We start from the raw sequence: 20541 nt of genomic DNA, 5'->3' as shown, positions 1-20541 counted from the left end.
CACCGAGAGCATAAAGCGTATAAATAATTATTTCAGTAAGCTTGCTAATGGGAAACCCCAAGCTTGGGGCGATCAGCGTCAGCACCAGAAGTACGATGGCCGTGATAACAACCGGATTTTTTGCCAAATTTTTCATTCAAAGCGCTCCCACCGTTCACCAAACAAGCCGCGCGGCCGGACAAGCAAAACCAACGCCATCAGAACATACATAGCAGCCGTGGAAGCCTCCGGTACAAACTGGACCGCTAAAGACTGAACTAAACCGACCAGCAAGCCTGCTACAATCGCGCCAACATAGGAGCCAAGCCCCCCAATTGTCACAATCACAAACGCAGGCATAATCGCCGCCTCTCCCATGCTCGGGGTCACACTCCAAAGCGGAGCTGCCAGAGATCCAGCAATCGCAGCCAGGACACAGCCCAAACCAAAAGTACCCGTTAAAACATGGGGTAAATTTATCCCCAAAACACCAACCATTCCTGGATCACGGCTACCTGCGCGCAAAATCCGTCCAAACGGTGTGAACTGCAAAAATGCCCAAAGCGCTGCCAGAATTACGATAACCAAAATCATTACCGCGAGTCGATACGTCGCAATAACAAATGGCCCCCAGATCAAAACACCGTTCAATGCATCCGGTGCATCAAACGGCTGACCAACCGGGCCCCACAATGTACGGATTATGGCCTCAGCCAAAAGTGAGAACGCAAACGTCACGATCAAGCTGATAAGAGGATCTTTATCGTAGAGCCTCCGGATCAATACAACCTCCGTAAGCATGCCAATAACGCCTACCAGGGCAATGGCAACAGGTATGCCCCACCACCCCATCACCCCAAAAAGCGTTATCGAAAAATAGGCGCCGAGGGCAAAAAAGACACCATGCGCGAAATTAACGATACCCAGCAGACCAAAAATAATCGACAAGCCCAGAGCAATAAGCACATATAAAAAGCCAAGTGCCATGCCATTGCCTATCTGAAGCAGCATCATGTCCCACATGGTAAATTTTTCTCCTTTAGAACTGAAGAAATTCGCACCACCCTGGATAACAGGATGGTGCGAAACAACTTCCCTTAGCCGCTATTCCTTACAGCGGTGTCATATGGCAGGCGCTTTGAGCCTGCGTTCCAAAGGCTACAGCAGCCTCGGCATCGTTGCTCGGAACAGACTGAAGAACATCAAAATAATCCCACTGGTTCGGGATATGCTTCTTAATCCCGACAACGAGCAACCGGTGGATCAACTGGTTATCCCAGCGATCAAAATGTACATTAATGCCACCATCCAGTTCAGACCAGTTGTACAATGCTTCTACGATTGCGTCAGGGTTTGTTGAATTGGCTTTGTTAATGGACTCGAACATAATCCGCGCAGAATACCACCCCATCCATGCCTTATCTGCCGCGGGAGCATTATACTTTTTCTCATAGGCCGCAGCGAAGGCCTTGTCCGCCGGGGAATTATTCGGATCTTTATACCACCACATCGTCGTATAAATACCGGCAATATTATCCTTACCAACAGCCCAGAGATCAGGGTCACCCACACCAATCTCAGTGAAGGGAATCTTGCCGCTCATCCCGAAGTCCTTCCACTGCTTCAGAAAACTCGACAAATCTCCCGACGTCAGGCCACCAATAACCAGGTCAGGCTGCGCCTCGCGGATTTTAAGAATATATGCACTATAATCGGACGTTCCCACCGGAACCTGATCGTCACCAACAATAGTTCCGCCGATACCTTTCAGTAACGACTTAAAGTTGTTGACGATATCCTGACCATACGCATAAGAAGCCGAAAGGAAATACCACCGCTTACCGATATTTTCGAGATATGGCAGCATCGCCGCCGCCTGCACCGGCACTGGCGACTGCAACCGAAAAGTATACGGATTGCACTTGGTTCCTGTAATTTCTTCAGCCGCACCATTGTTGATGAGGAACGGAACCTTATACTGACCCGCGATGGCTTCTTCCGCAAGAGCGAAGTTGCTGAGTGCACCGCCCAACATCGCCACCACTTTATTCTGCTGAATCAATTGCAACGCATTCTGTCCAGCCGCCTGGGCCGACGGCTCATCGTCCCAAATAATCTCAGCTGGGCGGCCGAGTAATTCGTTGCCCATCTGCTCCATGGCGAGAAACGTGCCCCGCTGGAGATACTGCGACTGTTCAGCAATCGGACCCTGCTTAGCTTCCAGCAGGCCAATCCGAATTGGCTCTACCGCGCGAGCAACATGCGGCATTGCAAGCGCCGAAACCGCAGCCCCACCAGCGACACTTCCCAGCAGATGCCGGCGGCGCAGCTTCAATAAACCTGTGTTTTTAACTTTTTTTTACATTATATTTCCTCCAAATTTTTATGTAGAGCTAGATAGCCAAATTTATCCTGAAGCAGGCAACGAAGTGAAGCGTGTATTTTTACAAAACCCTTGCAGTCTTTTCGTCACCCCCCATTTCTACAGCCATTTTTTACAACTGTCCAGTACTAACCATCTAGTGCGTTATATACTTGCCCGACAACGTGTCATATGCGGGCTTCTGATTCGCACGCCAATAGCCCCCCCCCCGAACAGCATGCGGCTACACCGCCTTAACCAAATCCGTCTCTTTTCTCTGCTCACCCGGCTTTTTTGGCCTTAATCGCCGAGATCGCGGCACGGAGCGCCAGAAAATAACTTTCAAGGCCAAATCCAGAAATTTGTCCCAAGGCAATTTCGGCAAATACCGAATGGTGCCGGAACTTCTCCCGCGCATGGATATTCGACATATGAAGCTCGACGATCGGCACTGTCAGAATAGCCAATGCATCCCGGATTCCGTAGCTGTAATGAGTCCATGCACCCGCATTAATTAATACGGCATCGACCCCCTCGCTATAGCCGGCATGGATTCGTTCGCACATCTCTCCTTCATTATTAGTTTGATAGCTGACCACCTCAGCCCCAAGCTCCTGGCCAAGCTTCTGTAACTGGTCATCAATCTCCGCGAGGGTAATGGTCCCATATTGCTTGGGGTCTCGCTTACCAAACATATTGTGGTTAATGCCATGAAGCATGAGAATTTTCATAATATTTTTCTCCTTTTTTGTGTTTTATGTCTCAACATTTACAATCTTGCCCGTCCGGGCTGCCTCATCAATAGCCATTGTAACACGCAAGTTTAAAAGCCCATCTAATGCGCTAACCAATGGCAGCGCTTCACCATGTATCACTTTTACAAAATGCTCAATTTGATGTTTTAACGGGTCGTCGCGTACGAGGCCAACCTTGCCTACCTCAAACTCTTTCCACCAGGAACGATCTTCATTCCTAGGGTAGGTCTTAAGGCGCATAGTCGGCACGGACAAACTTCCTTTCGTGCCTGAGATAACGTAGCAATCCTCATCGTTATAAGTTGGGTAAGCCTTATTCTCCTGAGATGTCAGCTCCCAACTGTGCGCAGACGCAGCCGTATCAGACAAAAGAAAAGTACCTAAAACACCACTGCTAAAACGCAAGTTAATCGCAACAGTATCTTCAACAGAGAAACGCCTTACCGCATTGCTGGCGAATGCTTGAACCGCGATAATATCGCCGCACAGCATACGCAAATTATGAATTTCGTGAATCATGTTAAGTAAAATTGGCCCACCACCAATCTCCCGTCTCCATGGTGCATCTTCATAATAATGGTCTGGCTTATAAAACATCGCGCTGCCCATAACCGCCACAAGCCGGCCAAGCTGACCAGATTCCACAACCTGCCTGGCTTTTGCCATAATCGGGCTATGCGCACGGTGATGTCCAACCAAAATTTTTCCGCCGGTTTCAGCAACCGCCCTAACCAAGTTTTCCCCCTCAGCAACAGTCGTAGCAATCGGTTTTTCTAAAAGAATTGGAACACCTGATGCTAAACACTGCAACGATTGAACCACATGAAGTTGATTTGGCGTCGCCAAAACCAGTCCATCTGGACTCACATCAGATAACAACGCTTCGAGAGATGGATAATATGCTACGCCAGCGCTGTTAGCCAAAATTTTGGCGTTTTCAGTGGGATCAACAATCGCCGATAGCTCGGCATTAGGGCTGGCTTGGATAACTGCAATGTGCGCCTGGCCGATATATCCCGCTCCCGCTACTGCGATTTTAGCTTTCCGATACGCCATGAATCCATTCTCTATGTTTGGTTTATGACTGAGACATAAGACCTTCTCTTCTAAGAAGAACAAGTGCGATGATTTGAGAAAGATCAACGTTTATATTGTGAAAATTAAAAAGCACAAGAAATGCTCCGTGTCTCGAAAGTAACATAACTTTCTCAACACAGAGCGATTTTTTTATTTACCTATTCCATCCTTACTCAACACTGACATGTGAAACATTCCCCTGCGGTGAATAGATGTCGAGAATGTTCCAATGCCCTGACGTCGGCACAGGATTATTACGCATGGCAACATCGATAACAAACGGCTTGTTCGATTTTATTGCCCGTTCAAGAATATCCGAGAATTCTTCAGCCGACTTCACTTGAACGCCTTCGGCGCCATAGGCACGTGCAACAGCCGCGAAATCCGCTTGATAAGGCTTCCCGTCCTTTCGGAACATGGTGCCGAATGTCGTACCATAATGCGCTTTTTCCAATCCGGCGATTGTGCCGAATGAATAGTTGTTCATCACAATCCAAACAACCGCAATATTTTCTTCTACTGCTGTCGCTAATAATGCGGGATTCTGGCCAAAGCCACCATCACCAACGAGTGACACGACAACACGATCAGGACAGGCCAGCTTCGCACCAAGAGCAGCCGGCGCACCGAACCCCATCGTGGCGTAGCCACCCGGCGTCAAAATCGAGCCAGGCTCATAGACCGGAAATTGTTGCCCAACACCGTTTTTGTTCCATCCAACATCAGTTGTAATAAAGGCATTCCTGGGCAATGCATTACGCGTTACCGAGAGAATTCGCTCTGGCATCATCGGAAAGCTGTCGTCGTTAACGGCTTTTTGATTGCCCGCAACGAACTCCCTCCGGTACGCCGCAATCTCTTGACGCAGAGCATCATTCTTTCGCCCCTGCGGCAGCATTTCGCGCGCCACCCGATTTAATACAATTAGCGCCTGCTTGAGGTCCGCCACCGCGCCAATCAACACCGGATAGTTTCTACCGATCTCAGACGGATCTATATCGATATGAATCAGTTTAGTTCCGGGAATATTGAAGGTGTATTCTGACTCCCACGAACTACAATCTGCTTCAGCAAATCGAGTCCCAAGACCAAAAACCACATCTGCCTTCAAGCATTGATCATTTACAAATTGCGTCCCCCAGAAACCAGTCATTCCAAGCGTAAAATCATGATCATCTGGCAAAACGCCCTTGCCCATCAGGGAATGGGCGACTGGAATATTCAAATGATCAACCATTGCTTTAAGTTCTGCTGCGGCATCAGCAAGAATAACTCCGCCACCGGCATAGATCACAGGATTTTTTGCATCCAACAATGCTTTAATTATGTTGCGTGCTGTGTCATCACCAATGGACGGCTTATTTAGCGCCCGCGTATGGCTTTTTTGACGATCGAACAAAGATACGTCAACCTCCATGGAAAAAATATCCATCGGCACTGACACAAGAACCGGCCCCGGCCGGCCACTTTCTGCGAGCTGAAACGCCTTCTCGAGAATTTCCGGGAAGAGATCCGGACGATCGACCCTCCATGCCCGCTTTACGAATGGACGATAGACCTCCCATTGCGACGCATCTGCATGAAGATTTATTTCCTGATGAGGATGCTTACCAAAATAATGACTTGGTACGTCTCCCGCGATAACAACCATCGGAATGGAATCTAGTGCCGCATTGGCGACCCCTGTCGCGGCGTTTGTCAGGCCCGGACCAAGATGACTCAGAAGAACTGCAGTCCGCTTTTTCGCACGTGCATAGCCATCGGCTATATGCGCGGCGATCTGTTCATGACGTGTATTAATGAATCGAATCTTGCTATTTTCCAAAGCGGACAGCACAGCGATATTGGTGTGACCGCAAAGTCCGAAAATATGTTCAACTCCGCGTTCTTCGAGGTAGTTCACAAGCTGATGTGAAATAAGCTTCTTCATTTTGTTTTCCCAACTACATGTTCGATTAATCTGGCTAATGACTGTTTATACAACCATCGTCTCTAGCTTGGATTTCCATGCCCCTGAAAGCCTTCGACCACAGAATCCAATTTAAACAGTTTTTGACATTCTAATCATCAAAAAAGGAAACGACACAAAGAAATTATGATTTGTGTCTTTCACAGTTAGATTGCCTTTACCTCCCGCAAATGCTTTATTTCTTCATGTGAATATCCAATACCAGCGAGAATATCGTTGCAATGCTCACCGAGTTGTGGTGGCGGTATTGTAACATCAGGGTCACCGCTTGACATTTTAAATCCTGTTCGCACTACGTCAATAGGACGGTCTACCCCGGGCACAGTATCGAAATGGGCGAGCAAGTGCCGGTGACCTACTTGTGGATGCGCAAGTGCCTCAGGCACGGTAAGTACCCGGCCGGCTGGAATGTTATTTGACGAGAGAATATCTTCCCACTCTACAGCCGTTTTTTTACTCAGGGCCTGCTCAATCTCAACCGTTAACGCCGTTCGGTTTACTTTCCTTGTTTCTCTCTCGGAAAACCTTGGATCTGAAATTATGTCTTCGCGCCCAATGATCTTCGCCAAAGCCTCAAACTGTTCCTGCTTGTTTGCGGCAATATTGATAAGCCCATGGCCAGTACGGAACGTACCAGAAGGAGCAGCTGTAAAATTTTCATTCCCCATTGGCTTTGGCTCTTTTCCTGCGATGAGAAAATTTGATATGACCCACCCCATTGTCACAATGGTTGAGTCCAGCATCGACACGTCGATGAAGTCACCTTCACTAGAACGCACTTGTCTCACCAGTGCAGCCGCTATCGCAAAGGCAGCCGTAATGCCTCCTATCGTGTCCGCTACGGGATAGCCAACGCGCTGAGGCGCCGACCGCGCATCACCTGTGATGCTCATGACACCAGACAGCCCCTGGATAATTTGGTCGTAGGCCGGCGAGCTCTGCATCGGGCCATCCTGGCCGAACCCTGAAATCGCGCAATAGACAAGCCGCGGATTAACCGCTTTAAGCTTATTATAGCCTAAACCGAGGCGTTCCATAACGGTGGGACGAAAATTTTCCACAAGCACATCAGCCGATGCCACCAAGCGCAGTAGTACCTCCCGGCCCTCTTTGGATTTCAAATTTATCGTAATTGACTTCTTTCCACCATTTTGAGAAAGAAATGAAGATCCCATTTTTCGCGCATTCAGATCAGCATCAGCACCTAATTGGCGTGCCAGATCGCCAAGGCCAGGCACTTCGACCTTGATTACTTCGGCACCAAGAAGCGCCAATTGGTATGCACAAAACGGTCCTGCCAGGACATTGGTCAGATCTAATACCCGGATCCCCTTAAGTGCACTTGGCATAGTTGTTGCCTCCATTTTGTTTCTTCATGAACAGCCGCCGTGGCATCCAACTGCGGAATGCAGAGCAGATCTTAATGTGAATTGTTTTCGAGACCATGTTTTGCGATATATCGCTTTGCTGATTCGATACAGCGGAACGCATGCTCCGCGTAACCAATCGCCTTGGCTTGGGCGAGGTTCGGCAGTTCAATAGAATAAATTTTTGTTGGGATATGCCGCAAGATATCTGCCACATCAATCCCACCATCACCAACATATAGCCGCTCCTCACGCAAGATGCGGGTCATCTCGGCACGATCCCGTGGTACCTCCGCGCTAGCATCGCATAAATGTATGAAGTGAAACCATTCACGCGGAAGAAGGTCCAGGTCCTCTACCCTGTCCCCCGCACGATGAAAATGGTGCATATCTATCAAAAGTCCTGAATTTTTTTGTTTTGCTGCACGCAGAACATCCACTGCTTTTGCAAGATTGTTTATGCTTGATATCGGCACATACTCAAGATCAACGGTTAAGCCAAAAGGTTGCGCGAGCTCACAAATCTTTGCATATTTTTCTTTCGCGTAATTAATGTTCTCGGTCCAGATGCTCGACAACACTGCCTTGGCGCCAAGTTCCGCCGCAACCTCCATGGCGGGCAGATATTTTGTCGGGTGCATATCGTCATATATCCGTGCCAATTCTATGTCATGCACCTTAACCCCCGTCTCGCTCAGCGCACGTTTGGTCTGCCGCAGCATTGCTGGATTATCCGCCAGCGCATAGTTTGGCTCTCCCGGAAGCCCCATATAAATAAGCCGCGGGCTAACATAATCGTAGCTTGCTCGCGCCGCGATATAAACCATTTCTGGCGTCGGACACCCAAGCACGGTTAAGTGGGCCAAGGAATACTGAATTGTCATGGTTTACTCGATGTTCTATTCGTTGATAATCTTTGTTCCGTCATACCGTCGGAATATTCCGGTTGGTTCTAATACTTAAAAGTATCATGCTTCGCCGCCTTGCAGTTTTGCTTCTTCAAGATCACGCCAATCTATCTTTTTTCAAAAATTTTTTTGTATCGTCTGCCTAGTCACATCCGATACCTCTTCACAACATCTAGTTTATCTACCAGCGCTTTAGCGAAATCGAGCTAGCTAAAGCGCTGGCATCTACAATTCAGAATATGTGCTTTTTCGGAGATGCTCCTAATCCAAGTTGATACGTTTAATATCACCGAGAACGAAGATGTACGAAAATACGCCAATCAATGCGACGACACCGACAAAGGACAAGGCTCCAGCAAACGAATGTGTTTCAGCAACAATGTATCCAATGGCCAACGGGGTGACGATACCTGCGAGATTGGTCATTGCGTTGAAGATGCCTCCCGTAAGGCCCATTAGATTTTTCGGTGCGATGTCAGAAATAACGGTCCAGCCCAGCCCAACCATTCCTTGGCCAAAAAAGGCAAGAGACAGAATCGCAATCACCATCGCATTACTATTAACGTAGTTAGCGGTAATGATCGTCGAAGCAAGCAATAGCCCGGCAATGATCGGTGTCTTTCGCGAAATATTCACCGAGCCAGTCCAGCTAAGCAACTTATCCGACAGAGCGCCGCCAACAAGCACACCGACCGCCCCCGCAGCAAATGGAAGCACCACGAAGAAGCCTTCCTTAACCCACCCCATGCCACGCGCCTGCACCAGGTAAGTCGGGAACCAGGTCAGGAAAAACACTAATGTTGCGTTGCCGGCAAACTGTCCGATGGATGCGCCCCAGACCTGCCGGTACCCCAGCAGCTTACGGACATTACTCCAAGAGAAAGCCGTCGCGTCGGCATTAACCGGCTGAAGACCGCCACCCGCTTCGATGTAATCCAGCTCTTCCTGATTGGCCCATTTGCTCTCTTGCGGGTTGCGATAGGCGACCAGCAGGACAATGCCGAGCAAAATACCAAAGCTGCCAACAACAAGGAATAATACGTGCCAGCTCCATACGTGCATAATCCACAGAAGAATCGGGCTCAGGAATGCAAGACCCACATATTCCCCAACTGTATAAATACTGGTTGCCCGCGCGCGCTCTTTCTGCGGAAACCATATACCCACGATGCGGCCGTTGGTCGGAAAGCAAGGCGCTTCGGCAACACCAAGGCCAAAGCGGCAAGCGAGCAAGGCACCCATGCCGCCAACCATGCTCTGCGCGAAGGTGATCGCGGACCAGACAATGATGGCGAGTCCATAGGTAAGTTTGGTTCCGAACCGGTCCAAAAACACACCGCCCGGAATCTGACTCGCGGTATACGTCCATGCGAAGGCCGAGAAGATCAACCCAAGACTGCTCGCTGCAAACCCAAGATCTTTCGCCATCGCTGGCGCGGCCAAGCCGAGCACTGAACGATCAAGATAATTTACCATTGTCACAACGGCGATTAGCGCCAGGACGGCAAAGCGTGCCCTTGTCCGGGGTTTTGCCCCCGCTCTGGATAACGTGGAAGCGGTTGTCGTCGAATTCATTTTAAATTTCTCCCTCGCGATATTCTGCAAACAACTGAGTTGTCATGTTTGAACACACTCGCCGCATTAGGCGCCTGGAGCAGGCTCATGATCCAGGCGCCCTCGTTCGTTTCTAGAAGAAGACCTTGGTTTGCAGGCCAATCGCCCAAGCATTTTTCATGTGCTTGTTGTAGGAGAACGTGCCCGGATCGGTGATGTACTGCACATTCGGATGAATTAGCAGCCAGGGCGTCGCTTTCAGGCCATAGCCGAGTTCGACGACGCCTTCACCATTTGACAGCCCCGACAATGTACCGCGTGAGGCGAGCTCCTTCGCGTTGATCGTCCGGTTGTTGAGCCCCGCGCGCACATAACCGAGTGCAATGAAGTCATTCGGACGAGAGGCAAACGGCCCCTGCGCGACGACGCCACCGGCCAGGGTGCTTTCATACACCGAGGTCTGCGGATCGGAATAGGAAACCTGGGCGAAGGCAATCAGGCCGCGCTTTGGTGTGCCATCGAAACTGTAGATCATCTGATCCGCCAGCAGGTAGCCACCGTAACGGCCGGTTTCCATGGCATTTTGCGTAGCGGTGACATCGGCGGCATTTTTGACGGTCGAAGTATCGTAATACACGCCCGCCTTATAGTGACCCGGCAGTCCGGCAGCGCCGAGAGCTGATGTGTACTCGACCTCGACCGGGATCAGCGCGCCGGTGGAGCCCGAGGTGCTCACCTTCATGCCGTTTTCCTTGGCGTAATAGCCTGGGTTGACGTCGTACACACCGGCCTGGATGTAAGAATTGGTTGTGGGCATCCATTTGATACGCCCGCCCCACTTGCCGGTGGGATAATCAGACCAGCCGCTGGAAGCCGGAAGGTTCTGCGGATGGATACAAAAACCGACGTTCTGGAAATCCAGCAGCAGCGGGGTTCCGGCAAAATCGTTGCCCATTGGGTAGAAGCCGATTTTCGTATCGAAAGCGCCATCATCGAACTTCTGCTCATAGCTCATTTCCACGATGCGCAGCGTCTCGCCGGCGCCATAGACTTCCTGCACGGCAAGGCGGTTGCCGATATAGTCCGCCGAGGTGTTGCGGCCGACGCGCTGGTTGACCGCGAAATGCAGACTGGCGCCCTCCAGCCCTGCCAGCTTGCCGAGATCGACATCCATACCAAGACCGAACTGCGCGGCGAAATCGCCGCCCTGGCGATTTCCGCCAGAGACCCCGTTGGCATATTCACCTACGTAGAATCCATTAAAGGTGATTCCGGTATCTTCGAGCTTTGTCCGCGCGCCGTTCCAGTTACCCGTCATAAGCGGCCGGGTAAAAAAATTGGTCGAAGCCGGAGAGGCCCCTGATTGCGCGTGTGCTGTCGCGGCAACGGCAAACAAGGCGCCGCCCGCCAATAATGTTGCCTTCAATCCCAGACGAGTTGCCGACTGCTTGAGTTTATTCATTACATACGTCTCCCTTTAGGTGTTTTTAGCCGCTTGAGCGGCACATGCCCCTGGTATTACCCATAACTTTCGAATTTTCAGACATGTTACAAACCAACTGGTTCGTCTCTTTGCACGGAACATATATGTCCCGCATATCTTTATTCCGCCGCGAAGTTTGCCAGCATTCTGGCTGCATCCGGGACGATTCCTGTAAACAAACGGAAAGCTTCAGCCGCTTGGAAGACCGCCATGCCGCCGCCGTCCACCGTGCGGCAGCCAATTTCACGCGCGGCTTTCAACAATGCGGTTTCCAGGGGAAAATAAACAACCTCGGCGACCCACAAATCCGGGCGCAGCAAGGCGCTGTCAAGCGGCAGGCCCGGATGCGCCGCCATGCCGATTGGTGTTGCATTAATCAATCCGGTTGCGCCGATGAGCGCCTCCGCCGCGGATGCCGCGCCAGAAATTCGATCCGCGCCAAATAAGGCCGAAAACTTTTGAACCACATCATCGGCACGCTGAGGATCAACATCAACAATCACGATATGCTTTGCGCCCATTTTCAGTATGGCGTACGCTACCGCAGCACCAGCTCCCCCGGCGCCCAGCTGTACCACCCGCTCCAGCGATGCGCCCGGCATACGTAGACGGAAAGCCTCGGCAAAACCAAACCAATCCGTGTTATGGCCCATCCGCTTACCTTCACGGAACAGCACCGTGTTAACCGCTCCCAGCGCACGCGCTTCATCAGAGAGACCGTCCAACAAAGGGATAACCGCCTGCTTGCAGGGATGCGTGACATTGACGCCGGAGAAACCCATCAATTCCGCCGCGTGCAGCAGGACTTCAAGCGAACTCACATCGAGACCCAGCACCGGCAGGTCGATCAGCCGATAGATCAGCTTGATCCCCAGCGCCGCGGCTTCGGTTTCATGCATGAAGGGGGAGCGCGACGGCCCAATCCCTTCCCCAATTAAACCAACAAGTACAGAATTAGCTAAGCTCATAGACTGGGTTTTCTCATCACGATTTGGGACGTTCATATGAGCCATCAGCCTCTCTTTTCGTAATCTTTAAGCAAAATGCCGCACTGCAACAAAGAGTGCCAAGGTTAACATCAACTTGTGGGCGTTCCAATTATCATTTTACGGGCACTTTACTAACTAACTTTTTGGTACGTTGCAAGGGGCAATATCTTCGGCTATTAATTTTTGTCATATCCGCCCCAGACATCAGGAGGCTCAAGCTGTGAACATTCTCAGCCCGCTGCAGAAATCCATCGCCACGGTCTCACTCAGCGGAACATTGCCTGACAAGCTGGAAGCGGCGGCGGCGGCGGGGTTCGATGCTGTTGAAATTTTTGAGACCGACCTTCTGAGCTTCGATGGGACGCCCCGGGACGTTGCCCATTTGGCCAGCGATCTCGGCCTCAGTATCTTAAGTCTCCAACCCTTCCGGGACTTCGAATGTATGGATCAGGCTACGCTGACGCGGAATTTGGCCCGTGCGGAAGGCAAATTCGACGTCATGGCGGAACTAGGGGCCAGGCAACTCCTTTTATATAGTAACATCCAAGAAGCGGCGGTGGGTGACCCCTCGCGCGCTGCGGCGGACCTATCCCAGCTCGCCGAGCGCGCTGGGCAGCGGGGCCTCAAAATTGCCTATCAGGCCCTGGCCTGGGGGCGTCACGTCAAATCCTGGCGGCAAGCCTGGGATATCGTCAAAGCCGTCAATCTCCCGGCCCTGGGGCTAGCCCTCGATAGCTTCCATACCCTGGCACCGGGCGGCAGTCTGGCCGGGATCGAGGACGTTCCCGGGGATAAAATTTTCTCCCTGCAACTGGCCGACGCACCACGCCTCACCCTGGATATTGCCACCTGGAGCCGGCATTACCGCAATTTTCCTGGCCAAGGAGACCTGGACGTTATCGGCTTTTTGCGGGACGCGCTGCGCGCCGGGTATGAAGGGCCGCTCGGCCTGAAAATTTTTAACAACGAGTTCCGCGCCAGCCCTCCCCGCCCCCTTGCTCTGGACGGTTTACGTTCACTCATCTGGATTGAGTCCGAGGCCGGGCGCACCTACCTGCCGCCACCGCCAGCGCTAGACGGCTTTGAGTTCATCGAATTTGCCGTGGACAATGAGGCCGCCGAGCAGCTCGCCATCGTTCTCGGCCGGCTCGGCTTTCGCCTTGCCGGGCGCCACCGCTCCAAAGCTGTTAGCCTATATCGCCAAAGCGAGGTGAACATCGTGCTCAACGCCGAGCCCGATAGCGCCGCCTCGGAGCATTTTGCGTTGCACGGCCCTTCGGTTTGCGCGCTTGCCCTCAAGGTGGATCAGGTCGCGCCCGCTCTGGCTCGTGCAGCCGCTCTGCTCTCGCCAACCTGGACCGAACGCACCGGCCCCGGAGAACACCGCATTCCCGCCGTGCGTGAGCCAAACGGCTCCTTGCTCTACCTCGTAGAGCCCGCCGCCGCCGCCGGGATGTGGCGTCAGGATTTCGAGCTGTTCCCGCTCACCGGAACCCAACCCGGCACGCCGCTTAAAATTGACCACATCACCCAGGCTCTTAGTCCGGGATCACTGGATAGATTTGTGCTTTTTTATCGTACCCTGTTTGGCCTTATTCCCGAGGCCACAATCGAATTTGCCGATCGCTTCGGCCTGATCCGCTCGCGTACCATGAAGAACACGGCGGGAACCATTCGGATACCCCTCAACATCTCCGAAAGTCCCGCAACGGAGACGTCCCTGTTTGTGAATCAAGCCGCCGGGTCGGGCGTGCATCACGTCGCCTTTGCCACACCGGACATTATATCGGCAACGCAAAAAGCCATCGCCGCCGGGATACCGGTCTTACCAATTCCTGCCAATTATTACGAAGACCTCGGGGCTCGCTTTGGCCTTGATCGCGCGACCCTGGCAAAATTTGAACAACTCGGCATTCTCTACGACGCGGATGCACAGGGAGATTTCCGGCATACCTACACCCCGAATTTCTCCGGCCGCTTTTTCTTCGAACTCCTGCAGCGCAACGGCTACCAGGGCTACGGCGCGAACAACGCCCCGATTCGCCTCGCGGCGATGGCGAACCTGCGCCAACAAGGCCACTATTAATCCATCATCATGCCCCCGGCGGCGCCAGGAGGCCCGAACCTTCAGATGACTGAACTTCGCGCAACTCTTCCTCGCCTGGCAGGTGCTTGAACAGCTTGGCGCAACTCAGGCGTAGCCAGCGATTGGCCGGGTCGTGGTGGTAGCGCGCATGCCAATGCTGCTTCACAGTGAAGCTCGGCACGGGAAGTGGGCAGTCGTGCACCCGCAGCCCAGCATTGCGCGCCAGTGTTTCACCAATATGCCGCGGCAAGGTGGCGATGAGGTCCGTGCTGGAAATAATCGCCGGCAGCCCAAGAAACCCCGGCAGTTCCAGGACCAAGCGACGGACCACGCCGGCACGCGCGAGTGCGGCTTCCAGCAACGCCTGGCCGGTTCCAGAGGTGATGCCCGCATGCCCCTCCCGCTCATAGGAAACCCGGCTCAACCCGGCCTCCAGCCGAGGATGGCCGGGCCTCACCAGGCAGACCCAATCCTGCGTGTAAAGCGCCTGCTGGTAGAACCCGGCATCGAGCGACGGGATCAGCCCGAGCGCCAGATCGGCAGCCCCCGATTGCAGCAGCCCGCCGGTATCCTCGTCGATGCGCATGACCTGCACACTGGCCAGGGGAGCAGCCTCGCGCACATAGGTAAGCAACTTCGGCAGCAACGTCACATGGCTCGCATCGGTCATGCAGACGCGGAAACGCCGCGCATCGGTCGCGGGATTATAGGGCGGCGGCGGGGCAGCGAGCTTCTGCAACAACTCCAGCGCGCCGCGCACCGTGCCCACCAGCTCATCGGCCCGCGGCGTGGGGAGCATGCCGGACTCTGTGCGCACAAAAAGCGGGTCGCCCAGCGCCTCGCGCAAGCGGCGCAGCCAGATGCTGACCGTCGGCTGCGCCTGCCCCAGTTGCACAGCCGCGCGCGAGACGCTGCGCGCCGCATAGAGCGCATCAAACAGGCGCAGCAATTTTTCGTCCAGCAGGCCGGTTTCTTCGCTCATTATTGCAATCCACAATAAGCATAATTGCCTCTTATGTATCACCTACATAATTCATTCAACGCTAGAACGCACGCCGTCATTCAAGGAAACGGCATGAAAATCTGCATTATCGGCGCGGGAGCGCTGGGCTCCACGATCGCTGGCGCACTGGCCCGAGGCGGCGCGGATGTCTGGCTCGCCGGCCGCAATCGCGCGCATATCGAAGCGATCAACCAACGCGGGCTGGAGCTGCTGGAGGGCGATGTATCCACCCGCGTGGTAGTGCAGGCACGCAGCCGGATCGAGGGGATCGGTATTGCCGATCTCGTCATCATCCTGGTCAAATCCTTCGACACCCGGGCGGCGATCGAGTCCGCCCGCACCTTGCTCGGGCCGGAGACGGTGGTGATGTCCCTGCAAAACGGGCTTGGGCATGAGGATATCCTCGCCGATGTAGCCGGGCGGGCGCAGGTGCTGGGCGCAAAAACCTATGTCGGGGGCGTATGGCTCGCGCCGGGGCGGGTACGGGCAGGCATCGCAGGCAAGGAGACGATCATCGGCGAGCTTGACGGCACAACCACACAGCGCGTGCGCGATATTGCCGAGGTTCTGAATGCCGGCGGTTTGCTCACCCATGTCTCGTCCAACATCATGGGCACGATGTGGGACAAGCTGCTGGTGAACGTCGCCGGCGGCGCGCTCACGGCCATCACGCGCCTGACCTACGGCGGGCTCTACAGCCTGCCCGCGCTGGAGGAAACCGCCCTCGCGGCCATTGCCGAAGCCATGGACGTAGCGAGGGCCCATGGCGTGGCGCTCTCGGTTACGGAGCCGCGTGAAGCCTGGGAAAAAGCCCGCGCCGGTCTGCCGCCGCAATTCAAGACCTCGATGCTGCAAAGCCTGGAGAAGGGGCAGAAAACCGAAATCGACTTCATTCACGGCGCCGTGCTGCGCTGGGGCAAAGCCGCCGGCGTGCCGACGCCGGTGAATGCCACGCTGGCCGCCTGCGTCAAAGGCATCGAACTCGCCCGCACCGATTATCCCGGCAAAGCCTGAAGGAGGAACAAACATGCGCGCCTATCTGGAACATGTGGCTTTGAAAGTCGCCGATATTGACTGGCACATCCGGTTTTTTGGCGAAGTGCTGGGCATGACTCTCCGCGAGGAGATCCCCGCATCGGGCCAACTGCCACGCCAGGCCTGGACCCTGGGCGGCTTGCAACTGGCCGAGGACCCAGACTTCACCGGCTCCGAAGGGCGGCTCATGCATCTTGGCATCTTTGTCGAGGACCAGGCGGCGGTGCTGGAAGCGGCGAAAGCCTGGGGCGTCACGGCCTTGCCCCGCGGGCCGAACTGGCTGCGCCTGCCCGGCGGGCTGGAGGTAGAAATTCTACAGGAAGAACGTCCCGGGGCGGTTGCCGCCGCCCTCGCCGTGATCCCGCGCGCATGAAGGAAGAAACAACAATGACCGAAGACCTTTATTGGGACGACGCCATCCCCGGCACGCAATGCACCACCCCAGGCGTGACCGTGACAGAAGCGATGGTGAATGCCTATGCGGAGCTCACCGGAGATTTCACCCCGGTGCATATGGACGAGGAATACGCCAAAACCACTCCCTTCGGCACGCGCGTGGCGCACGGGCTGCTCGGCCTCTCTCTGGCCGACGGGCTGAAGACCCGCGCCGGCTACCGCTTTGTACCAGGCATGTCGCTTGGCTGGGAATGGGCATTCAAGCTGCCGATCAAGCTCGGCGATACGGTGCATGTGAAATTCCGTGTCGGCACCAAGCGCGAGGCGAAGCGCCCAGGCTGGGGCATTCTCACCCTGCCCTCCGATCTCATCAACCAGCATGGCGAGATCGTGCAGACGGGCGAGCACCGGCTGATGATTCCGCGCCGGCCCACCGCCTGAACCAGGAGCAGAACCATGACCCAACAAAACCTGCCGCTCGCCGGCATTCGCGTCATCGATTACAGTCATTTTCTTGCCGGACCGTTCCTCTCACGCTGCCTTGCCGCCATGGGGGCAGAGGTCATCAAGGTGGAACGCCCGAGGGAGGGCGACGCCGGGCGCACCCACGCGATGATCAAGGACGGCCAGAGCGGCTATTTCCTGCAACAAAACATGGGCAAGCAGGGGCTCTGCATCGACCTGAAAGACCCGCGCGGGTTGGCGTTGATGCACAAGCTCATCGCCACCGCCGATGTGTTCGTGGAAAACTACCGCCCCGGCGCGCTGGAGAAACTCGGGCTCGGCTACAAGCAGCTTTCGGAACTTAACCCGAAGCTCGTCTATTGCTCGGTCTCGGCCTACGGCCACACCGGGCCTGATAGCGGCCGCCCCGGTTTTGGGCTGATCGCCGAAGCGCGCAGCGGTGCCTTGGCGCAGCTTGGCGTACCGGGCGAGCCCCCGCCGCTGCTGCGCATTCCCGTGGCGGACATGTACACAGGCATCCACGGCGTGGCCGCCGTGTGCGCGACGCTGCTCGGCCGTGTCACGAGCGGTAAAGGGCAGCACATCGACATGGCGTTGTACGACTGCATGATCTCCATCCACGATTACGCCGTGCAGTGCTACTACATGAGCGGGGGTACGGAGATCCCGGTACAAACTGGCCATGACCAGTCCGAATCCACCATCTACGGCGTGTTCCCGGCGCGGGACGGCAATCTGGTGATCGCCGCCCAGGTGGACGATGCATGGAAGCGGCTGGCGCGGTTGATCGGCGGCGAGGCCCTGGCGGCCGATACACGCTTCCACGGTTCGGTGAATCGCAACGCCAACCGGCTCGCAGCACTGGACTATGTCCGGACCTGGACCATGGCCCAGCCCTCTCGCGCCGCCTGCGCCGCGGCATTGGATGCGGCGGGCGTGCCTTGCGCGCCGGTAAACACGATCGACGAGGTTCTGGCCGACCCCCAGACGATCGCGCGCGGCATGATCGTGGAGCAGGACCATCCGGTCCTCGGCAAGGTGAAGCTGCCCAACCTTCCGTTCCGCTTCTCCGGTTGCGACACCTCCCCGCGCAGCCCCGCCCCGCTGATGGGCCAGCATAATGTGAGCATCGCCCAGGCGCTCGGCTACAGCGCCGGCGAGATCGATGCCCTGGTGCGCGAGGGCGTGCTATATAACGAGCCTGCCGTGGACCAACTGACATGAGCGCGCGCTACGCCGTTATCGGCAACCCGATCGGGCACACCAAATCACCGGCAATCCACACGGCTTTCGCGCAAGCAACCGGCCAGAACCTCACCTACACCGCCATTGAGGGCAAGCTCGGCGGGTTCGCCGCCGAAATCGATGCGTTCCGTGCCGCGGGCGGGATGGGCGTGAACATCACCACACCGTTCAAGCTCGACGCCTTTGCCTATGCCGACAGGCTGAAGCCGGGCGCGCAGCTGGCCGGCGCGGTGAATTGCCTGAATTTCGCGGACGGCAAAGCCGAAGGCGAGAATTTCGACGGGCTTGGGCTGACAAGAGACATCGTGGCCAATCTCGGCGTGGCGTTGCGGGGCAAGCGCATTCTGTTGCTGGGCGCCGGGGGGGCTGCACGCGGCGCGCTGCTGCCGTTTTTGCACGAGCAGCCGGAAGAGCTGGTCATTGTTAACCGCACACTGGCCAAGGCTATTGCGATCAGCGAACAGTTCGCGTCTCACGGCACCATCATTGCCACCGGGTACGAGGCCCTGTCCGGCGAGCGCGCAGGCCAGTACGACGTGGTGGTGAACGCCACTTCAGCCAGCCTGCACCAGGAGTTACCCCCCGTACCCACCAGCGTGTTCCGCTCCGGGGCTCTGGCCTATGAGTTGTTATACGGCAAGGGCCTCACCCCCTTCCTGAGGCTGGCGCGTGAAGCTGGCGTAACACGCCTGGCCGATGGCGTGGGCATGCTGGTGGAACAGGCCGCGGAAGCCTTTGCCTGGTGGCGCGGCATCCGGCCGGACACGGCCGGGATGATCAATCAAATGACCGTCAAACTGGCGTAATGCCCCATCCGCCGGGCATCCCGGCGCCGGGAGCATGATGGCTTTACATCCAATAAAGTGATTTGATGTAAAGCTACTCAGCCCCCTCTTCAGATCGGGTAAGGTGCCTGACACCGCCGAAATAGCTTGACCCCAGGCTGGCAGCCGAGAGTTCCCCCGCCGCGGCACGCAGCTCGGGGGCCAGGGCGCGGAGTTGCGCCTCGGAAAGTCGCGTGGCGGGCCCCGCGATGCTGAGCGCGCCAATCGTACGCGTTGTCCCCGGCTTCTGGATCGCGACGGCAATGGCCGACAGGCCGGGTGCCGAACTCTCCAGATTGAGCGCATACCCATCCCGGCGCGTCAGCGCGAGGCATTTAAGCAAGGCCTGCACGGTCATGGCGGCATTCGGGCCGAGTTTGGCGGAATCGCCAAACCCCTGACGGCTGACCAGCCGCAACGCCTCCTCATCTGACATTGTGGCAAGCCAGGCATGGCCGCTTGAAGTGGAGGCAAGATGCGCATCCATTCCCGCATCCGGGTCATACCGGAAGCCGCTGCGCGCCCCTTGCGCCTTGGCGATCCACGTCAGGCGATGATCATTGACAATGCCCAGGCGCACGAGTTCACCGGCTTTCTCCGCCAGCCGTTCAAGGACCGGCTGCGCGATGTCGAGAATACCATTGAGCGAGAGATAAGTCTGGCCAAGCGAAGCGACCTTCAGCGTCAACTGATACAGCGTGGTGATCTCATCCTGCTCAACATAGCCAAGCCGGGCGAGTTCGCCCAGCAACCGGTGCGCGGCGCTGCGCGGAATGTCCAGACGTTCCGCGATGACATAAAGCTGTAACCCGCCAGGACTGTTGGCGAGGATCTCCACGATATTTAACGCACGATCTAAAATAGAAGACATGACAACGATTCCATCCCACACATCCAGGGAAGAGAGCAAATCGCCTCCCCCGTGAAGTTATCACACACACCGCCGGCCGGGCTGCTGTGGCGTCACCTGCCTGATCTGTGCGCTCCCCCCATGCGCGAGACCCACATCACCAACGCGACCATTGACAAAATACGAACATTATT

18 protein-coding genes are annotated in these 20541 nt (G+C 55.3%); 6 read left to right on the top strand and 12 right to left on the bottom strand.

What is annotated here, in order from left to right:
• Nucleotides 1-132: 132 nt before the first annotated feature.
• From HKL97_RS06020 to HKL97_RS05975, 10 genes are all read right to left on the bottom strand, one after another.
• The gene (locus HKL97_RS06020) at nt 133-1002 is read right to left on the bottom strand and encodes a branched-chain amino acid ABC transporter permease (RefSeq protein WP_291423443.1); all 870 of its coding nucleotides are present in this window, start codon (nt 1000-1002) and stop codon (nt 133-135) included.
• Nucleotides 1003-1090: 88 nt separating this feature from the next.
• Nucleotides 1091-2314 (bottom strand): ABC transporter substrate-binding protein, encoded by a 1224-nt coding sequence (locus HKL97_RS06015; protein ID WP_291423441.1) that lies wholly within the window; start codon nt 2312-2314, stop codon nt 1091-1093.
• Between the two features lie 308 nt (nt 2315-2622).
• On the bottom strand, nt 2623-3072 hold the full coding sequence (gene aroQ / locus HKL97_RS06010) for a type II 3-dehydroquinate dehydratase (RefSeq protein WP_291423439.1): 450 nt from the start codon (nt 3070-3072) through the stop codon (nt 2623-2625).
• A gap of 24 nt (nt 3073-3096) precedes the next feature.
• Nucleotides 3097-4152 carry a Gfo/Idh/MocA family protein gene (locus tag HKL97_RS06005; RefSeq protein WP_291423437.1) on the bottom strand — a complete coding sequence of 352 codons (1056 nt, stop codon included), beginning with the start codon at nt 4150-4152 and terminating at the stop codon, nt 3097-3099.
• A 190-nt stretch (nt 4153-4342) separates the two neighbouring features.
• Nucleotides 4343-6103 (bottom strand): thiamine pyrophosphate-binding protein, encoded by a 1761-nt coding sequence (locus HKL97_RS06000; protein WP_291423435.1) that lies wholly within the window; start codon nt 6101-6103, stop codon nt 4343-4345.
• A gap of 185 nt (nt 6104-6288) precedes the next feature.
• The gene (locus HKL97_RS05995) at nt 6289-7506 is read right to left on the bottom strand and encodes a CaiB/BaiF CoA-transferase family protein (protein WP_291423433.1); all 1218 of its coding nucleotides are present in this window, start codon (nt 7504-7506) and stop codon (nt 6289-6291) included.
• 56 nt (nt 7507-7562) lie between these two features.
• Nucleotides 7563-8393 (bottom strand): sugar phosphate isomerase/epimerase, encoded by an 831-nt coding sequence (locus HKL97_RS05990; protein WP_291423431.1) that lies wholly within the window; start codon nt 8391-8393, stop codon nt 7563-7565.
• A gap of 285 nt (nt 8394-8678) precedes the next feature.
• A complete protein-coding gene (locus HKL97_RS05985; RefSeq protein ID WP_291423429.1) occupies nt 8679-9992 on the bottom strand; it encodes an MFS transporter in 1314 nt (437 codons plus the stop codon).
• Between the two features lie 112 nt (nt 9993-10104).
• Entirely contained in the window at nt 10105-11433 is a 1329-nt protein-coding gene (locus HKL97_RS05980; RefSeq protein WP_291423427.1) for a carbohydrate porin, read from the bottom strand.
• A 140-nt stretch (nt 11434-11573) separates the two neighbouring features.
• Nucleotides 11574-12467, bottom strand: coding sequence for a shikimate dehydrogenase (locus HKL97_RS05975; protein WP_291423425.1), 894 nt, complete (start codon nt 12465-12467; stop codon nt 11574-11576).
• A 253-nt stretch (nt 12468-12720) separates the two neighbouring features.
• Between HKL97_RS05975 and HKL97_RS05970 the strand changes: the two genes are divergently transcribed.
• On the top strand, nt 12721-14529 hold the full coding sequence (locus HKL97_RS05970) for a bifunctional sugar phosphate isomerase/epimerase/4-hydroxyphenylpyruvate dioxygenase family protein (protein WP_291423423.1): 1809 nt from the start codon (nt 12721-12723) through the stop codon (nt 14527-14529).
• Between the two features lie 7 nt (nt 14530-14536).
• Here the strand turns inward: HKL97_RS05970 and HKL97_RS05965 are convergent, their stop codons facing one another.
• A complete protein-coding gene (locus HKL97_RS05965; protein WP_291423421.1) occupies nt 14537-15511 on the bottom strand; it encodes a LysR family transcriptional regulator in 975 nt (324 codons plus the stop codon).
• Between the two features lie 93 nt (nt 15512-15604).
• On the opposite strand from HKL97_RS05965, the gene HKL97_RS05960 reads away from it, so the two are divergent.
• From HKL97_RS05960 to aroE, 5 genes are read left to right on the top strand one after another with little or no spacing between them, the layout of a single operon-like run.
• Entirely contained in the window at nt 15605-16546 is a 942-nt protein-coding gene (locus HKL97_RS05960; RefSeq protein WP_291423419.1) for a ketopantoate reductase family protein, read from the top strand.
• A gap of 13 nt (nt 16547-16559) precedes the next feature.
• Nucleotides 16560-16940 (top strand): VOC family protein, encoded by a 381-nt coding sequence (locus HKL97_RS05955; RefSeq protein WP_291423418.1) that lies wholly within the window; start codon nt 16560-16562, stop codon nt 16938-16940.
• Between the two features lie 14 nt (nt 16941-16954).
• Entirely contained in the window at nt 16955-17404 is a 450-nt protein-coding gene (locus HKL97_RS05950; protein WP_291423416.1) for a MaoC/PaaZ C-terminal domain-containing protein, read from the top strand.
• A 15-nt stretch (nt 17405-17419) separates the two neighbouring features.
• Nucleotides 17420-18652 carry a CaiB/BaiF CoA-transferase family protein gene (locus HKL97_RS05945; RefSeq protein WP_291423414.1) on the top strand — a complete coding sequence of 411 codons (1233 nt, stop codon included), beginning with the start codon at nt 17420-17422 and terminating at the stop codon, nt 18650-18652.
• On the top strand, nt 18649-19479 hold the full coding sequence (gene aroE, locus HKL97_RS05940) for a shikimate dehydrogenase (RefSeq protein WP_291423412.1): 831 nt from the start codon (nt 18649-18651) through the stop codon (nt 19477-19479). Before HKL97_RS05945 ends, aroE begins: the two co-directional genes overlap by 4 nt.
• 73 nt (nt 19480-19552) lie before the next feature.
• On the opposite strand, the gene HKL97_RS05935 is transcribed toward aroE, so the two are convergent.
• Nucleotides 19553-20368, bottom strand: a complete 816-nt coding sequence (locus HKL97_RS05935; protein WP_291423410.1) for an IclR family transcriptional regulator — start codon at nt 20366-20368, stop codon at nt 19553-19555.
• Nucleotides 20369-20541 lie beyond the last annotated feature (173 nt).

Origin of the sequence: Acidocella sp., from assembly GCF_013044125.1 — a bacterium.
GTDB lineage: Bacteria > Pseudomonadota > Alphaproteobacteria > Acetobacterales > Acetobacteraceae > Acidocella.
This window is presented reverse-complemented; position numbering and strand designations above follow the sequence as displayed.

Excerpts from the sequence above, each read along its gene's own strand:
- HKL97_RS05965 (WP_291423421.1), bottom strand. The coding sequence starts at position 15,511 with ATGAGCGAAGAAACCGGCCTGCTGGACGAAAAATTGCTGCGCCTGTTT.
- HKL97_RS06000 (WP_291423435.1), bottom strand. The coding sequence starts at position 6,103 with ATGAAGAAGCTTATTTCACATCAGCTTGTGAACTACCTCGAAGAACGC.
- HKL97_RS06005 (WP_291423437.1), bottom strand. The coding sequence starts at position 4,152 with ATGGCGTATCGGAAAGCTAAAATCGCAGTAGCGGGAGCGGGATATATC.
- HKL97_RS05955 (WP_291423418.1), top strand. The coding sequence starts at position 16,560 with ATGCGCGCCTATCTGGAACATGTGGCTTTGAAAGTCGCCGATATTGAC.
- HKL97_RS05995 (WP_291423433.1), bottom strand. The coding sequence starts at position 7,506 with ATGGAGGCAACAACTATGCCAAGTGCACTTAAGGGGATCCGGGTATTA.
- aroQ (WP_291423439.1), bottom strand. The coding sequence starts at position 3,072 with ATGAAAATTCTCATGCTTCATGGCATTAACCACAATATGTTTGGTAAG.
- HKL97_RS05950 (WP_291423416.1), top strand. The coding sequence starts at position 16,955 with ATGACCGAAGACCTTTATTGGGACGACGCCATCCCCGGCACGCAATGC.
- HKL97_RS05945 (WP_291423414.1), top strand. The coding sequence starts at position 17,420 with ATGACCCAACAAAACCTGCCGCTCGCCGGCATTCGCGTCATCGATTAC.
- HKL97_RS06020 (WP_291423443.1), bottom strand. The coding sequence starts at position 1,002 with ATGTGGGACATGATGCTGCTTCAGATAGGCAATGGCATGGCACTTGGC.
- HKL97_RS05935 (WP_291423410.1), bottom strand. The coding sequence starts at position 20,368 with ATGTCTTCTATTTTAGATCGTGCGTTAAATATCGTGGAGATCCTCGCC.
- HKL97_RS05960 (WP_291423419.1), top strand. The coding sequence starts at position 15,605 with ATGAAAATCTGCATTATCGGCGCGGGAGCGCTGGGCTCCACGATCGCT.
- aroE (WP_291423412.1), top strand. The coding sequence starts at position 18,649 with ATGAGCGCGCGCTACGCCGTTATCGGCAACCCGATCGGGCACACCAAA.
- HKL97_RS05990 (WP_291423431.1), bottom strand. The coding sequence starts at position 8,393 with ATGACAATTCAGTATTCCTTGGCCCACTTAACCGTGCTTGGGTGTCCG.
- HKL97_RS05980 (WP_291423427.1), bottom strand. The coding sequence starts at position 11,433 with ATGAATAAACTCAAGCAGTCGGCAACTCGTCTGGGATTGAAGGCAACA.
- HKL97_RS05975 (WP_291423425.1), bottom strand. The coding sequence starts at position 12,467 with ATGGCTCATATGAACGTCCCAAATCGTGATGAGAAAACCCAGTCTATG.
- HKL97_RS05985 (WP_291423429.1), bottom strand. The coding sequence starts at position 9,992 with ATGAATTCGACGACAACCGCTTCCACGTTATCCAGAGCGGGGGCAAAA.